The sequence below is a fragment of the Hansschlegelia beijingensis genome (assembly GCF_045505405.1).
In the GTDB taxonomy this organism is placed as follows: domain Bacteria; phylum Pseudomonadota; class Alphaproteobacteria; order Rhizobiales; family Methylopilaceae; genus Methylopila; species Methylopila beijingensis_A.
In genome coordinates this window covers 1-4,036 of the sequence record NZ_JBJKEX010000282.1, presented here as the reverse complement: position 1 = coordinate 4,036, position 4,036 = coordinate 1, and the positions used below count along the sequence as shown (strand labels likewise).

3 protein-coding genes are annotated in these 4,036 nt (G+C 70.7%); all 3 read left to right on the top strand.

Translation table 11 applies throughout. The features are described from left to right. The coding region (locus ACIKT0_RS14310; protein WP_407105992.1) for an Mrp/NBP35 family ATP-binding protein at positions 1-812 on the top strand (812 nt) is incomplete at its 5' end. A gap of 174 nt (positions 813-986) precedes the next feature. Next, entirely contained in the window at positions 987-2,261 is a 1,275-nt protein-coding gene (locus ACIKT0_RS14305; RefSeq protein WP_407105991.1) for an imelysin family protein, read from the top strand. Between the two features lie 79 nt (positions 2,262-2,340). Next, positions 2,341-3,801, top strand: a complete 1,461-nt coding sequence (locus ACIKT0_RS14300) for a multicopper oxidase family protein (RefSeq protein ID WP_407105990.1) — start codon at positions 2,341-2,343, stop codon at positions 3,799-3,801. Positions 3,802-4,036 lie beyond the last annotated feature (235 nt).

The following is a 4,036-nucleotide window of genomic DNA, read 5'->3' as shown; positions in this document are numbered from 1 at the left end:
CGCGGGGCGCCGGAATTCCGGGCGTCCGCCACATCGTGGCCGTCGCCTCCGGCAAGGGGGGCGTCGGCAAGTCGACGACGGCCGCCAATCTCGCGCTCGCGCTCAAGGCGCAGGGCCTGCGCGTCGGCCTGATGGACGCCGACGTCTACGGCCCCTCGGTGCCCACCCTGTTCGCGCTGCATACGCGGCCGCAGGTCGAGAACCGGATGATGCAGCCGCTCGAGGCCCACGGCCTGAAGATCATGTCGATCGGCTTCCTGGTCGAGGCCGACACGGCGATGATCTGGCGCGGGCCGATGGTGATGTCGGCGCTGACCCAGATGCTGACCGAGGTCGCCTGGGGCGAGCTCGACGTGCTGATCGTCGACATGCCGCCCGGCACCGGCGACGCCCAGCTCACCATGGCGCAGCGCGTGAAGCTCTCCGGCGCGGTGATCGTCTCGACCCCGCAGGACCTCGCGCTCGCGGACGCGCGGCGCGGCGTCGCCATGTTCCGCAAGGTCGACGTGCCGATCCTCGGGCTCGTCGAGAACATGAGCTACTACAACTGCCCGAACTGCGGCCACCACGCCCATCTGTTCGGTCATGGCGGGGCGCGCGCCGAGGCGCAGGCGATGGGGACGCCGTTCCTCGGCGAGGTCCCGCTCGCGCTCGACATCCGCGAGACCTCCGACGCCGGCGCGCCGATCGTCGCCTCCTCGCCGAACTCGGAATACGCCGCCGCCTATGGCCGCATCGCCGAGGCGCTGTGGGCGCGGCTGTCGACCGGCGCCCCCGGCCGGGCGGCCCCGAGGATCGTCATCGAACGCTAGGCCCGAGGGGCGGGTCAGTCCCGCCCCCGCACTGTCTGGACTTATTCAAAGTCGACGCCGGCGCAGAAAAACGCCAAGGATCAAAGGCTCTTAGGGGTCGATTGACTTCCCCCCGGAGCAGGTTCTCCGTGGCCCCCGACGCGATGCGCGCGCCGGGGCAGGGGAGACAGGCGGATGACCAGAAGATGGATCGCGGCGCTCGCGGGGGCGGGCCTCAGCGCCCTTGCGATGACGGCCGCGTTCGCCGACGCGCCGGCCCCGAAGGACGTCGTCAAGACCTACGCCGACATCGCGCTGGCGATGTATGGCGACTCGGTCACCACCGCGAAGGAGCTCGACGCCAAGGTTGACGCCTTCCTGGCCAATCCGACCGACGAGACGCTCGCCGAAGCCCGCAAGGCGTGGATCGCGGCCCGTGCGCCGTACCAGCAGACCGAGGGCTACCGCTTCGGCAACAAGGCCGTCGACGACCTCGAGGGCGCGGTCAACGCCTGGCCGCTCGACGAGGGGCTGATCGACTATGTCGACGCCAGCTATGGCGAGACCTCCGACGAGAACCCGTACTACCGGCTCAACGTCATCGCGAACCCCAAATTCAAGCTAGGCCGCAAGACGGTCGACGCCTCCAGGATCGACAAGAAGCTGCTGGCCTCGCTGAACGAGGCCGGCGAGGTCGAGTCCAATGTCGCGGCCGGCTACCACGCGATCGAGTTCCTGCTGTGGGGCCAGGACCTCAACGGCACAGGCCCCGGCGCCGGGAACCGCCCGGCGAGCGACTACGTCCAAGGCGCCGGCTGCACGCATGAAAACTGCGATCGCCGCGCCGCCTATCTCAAGGCGGCGAGCGACCTTCTGGTCGACGACCTGACCGCGATGGAGAGGCTCTGGGGGCCGAAGGGCAAGGCCCGCGCGGCGCTGATGAAGAAGAAGGGCCCGGCTGCGCTGGCGCCGATCTTCACCGGCCTCGGCAGCCTGTCCTATGGCGAGCTCGCGGGCGAGCGCATGAAGCTCGGCCTCATCCTGCACGACCCGGAGGAGGAGCACGACTGCTTCTCGGACAACACCCACAACTCGCACTTCTACGACATCCTCGGCATGACCGAGATCTGGCGGGGCAAGTACACCCGTCTCGACGGCACGGTGGTCGAGGGCCCTTCGCCGAAGGCCTACGCCGAGGCCAAGGCCCCCGAGGAAGCGAAGAAGCTCGACGCGCTGTTCGACGAGACGCTCGCCAAGGCCCAGGCGATGAAGGACAAGGCCGACGGCGGCATGGCCTATGACCAGATGATCGGCGAGGGCAACGCCGAGGGGAACAAGCTGGTCCAGGACGTGATCGACGCCCTCGTCGCGCAGACGCGCGGCATCGAGGCCGTGGTGGCGAAGCTCGGCGTCAAGATCACCGTCGAGGGCTCCGACAGCCTCGACAGTCCCGAGAAGGTGACGCAGTAAGCGTCTTCGGCCGGTCCGCGGGCATGCTCCCGGACCGGTCCTCAGGCCGTCCGCGCGGCGGCCCATCCGGACGTCCTCCATGCCGAACGCTCTCTCCCGCAGGATGCTGCTCGGCGGCGGCCTCGCCGTCGCCGGGGCGGCGCTCGTCTCCGCGCGGGGTTTTGCGCGCGCTCCCGCGGAGCTGCCGGAAAGGACCGAAGCGGCTGCCTCCGGCGAGGTGAGGGTCTCGCTCGTCGCCGCCGAAAAGCCCGCCCGGCTGCTCGGCCCGGACGGGCCCGCGACCCCGATCTGGACCTATGGCGAGACGCCGTTCCGGCTGGTGCGCATCCGCCAGGGCCAGACGCTCTCGATCGACTTCGAGAACCGGTTACCGGAGCACACCTCGATCCACTGGCACGGGCTGAGAATCCCGAACGACCAGGACGGCGTGCCCTACGTCACCCAGCAGCCGGTGCGGCCCGGCGAGCGCCACGCCTACCGCTTCACGCCGCCCGACACCGGCACCTTCTGGTTTCATCCGCATTGCGACACCGTCGCCCAGCTTGGCCGCGGGCTTGCGGGCGTGATGATCGTCGAGGGCGACGAGAGCCGTCCCTACGACGCCGACCTCGCGCTCGTGCTGAAGGATTGGCGGCTCGACCCGAACACCGGTGGCTATCTGCCGTTCGCCACGCGGCGGGGCGAACTGCGCGCCGGCACCTTCGGCACGGTCCGGACCGCCAATGCGGAGGTCGCGCCGCGGCTCGAGATCCCGGCGGGCGGCGACGTGCGGCTCAGGCTGCTGAACCTCGACTCGACGCGCGTCGGCAGCGTCGGCTTCGAGGGCATGGAGGCGGCCGTGGTCGCGATCGACGGCAACCCCATCGCGCCCTTTCCGCTGAGCGAGTGGCGGCTCGGGCCGGCGATGCGGCTCGACGTCGTGGTGCGGGCGCCGGCCGAGGGCGCCGAGGGACGGCTGATCGACTTCTTCGCCGCGGAGCCGGTGACGCTCGCGACCTTCGTGGGGACGGGCGCGGCCCGGCCGAGGCGGGACTTCGACCCGGCGCCGCTGACCCGCAGCGCGATCCCCGAGCCGAGGCTGAAGGGCGCCGGGCGGCTGCGGCTCGCCTTCGCGACCGCCTCGGGCGGCAAGGCTGCGCTTGCGGTCGATGACGACGACCCCCTATCGCAGGCGCTGCTCGACAGCCTGTGCGCCGCGAACGGCGTCAACTGGAGCATCAACGGCCAGGCCTGGCCGGCCGGCGGCCATTCCCGCCTGCCGCCGCCGCTGTTCACGCTGCAGGCAGGGCGCTCCTACGTGGCGGAGCTCTCGAACGAGACCCCGCACGTGCATCCGATCCACCTGCACGGCGCGACCTTCAAGGTGGTGAAGTCGACCCGCGCCGACCTGCCGGTCCACTTCGCCGACACCGTGCTGCTCACCCCGAAGGACCGCGTCACCATCGCCTTCGTCGCGCCCGAGCCGGGCGCGTGGATGGTCCACTGCCACCTCTTGGAACACCAGGACAGCGGCATGATGGGCTATGTGAGGGTGGCGTGACGGCGCGCAGGGCCGCTGCTTCGCTCTCCGGCCCGCGGACGCGCCTGCTTCGCCCGGCTCTGCTCTCCCTGCTCGTCGGCGCACTGGCGGCGACGGCCGGCGCGGCGGCGACCGACGGGCTGGACGTCGCGATCGGCAATCGAAGACGCGGAAGAGGTCCATGCCCTCCTTCGCGGCCTGCTTCACGAAAGCGGCCACGACATTGTCCGGATAATTTGCGTAGCCGACGCCGTTC

Excerpts from the sequence above, each read along its gene's own strand:
- ACIKT0_RS14305 (WP_407105991.1), top strand. The coding sequence starts at position 987 with ATGACCAGAAGATGGATCGCGGCGCTCGCGGGGGCGGGCCTCAGCGCC.
- ACIKT0_RS14300 (WP_407105990.1), top strand. The coding sequence starts at position 2,341 with ATGCCGAACGCTCTCTCCCGCAGGATGCTGCTCGGCGGCGGCCTCGCC.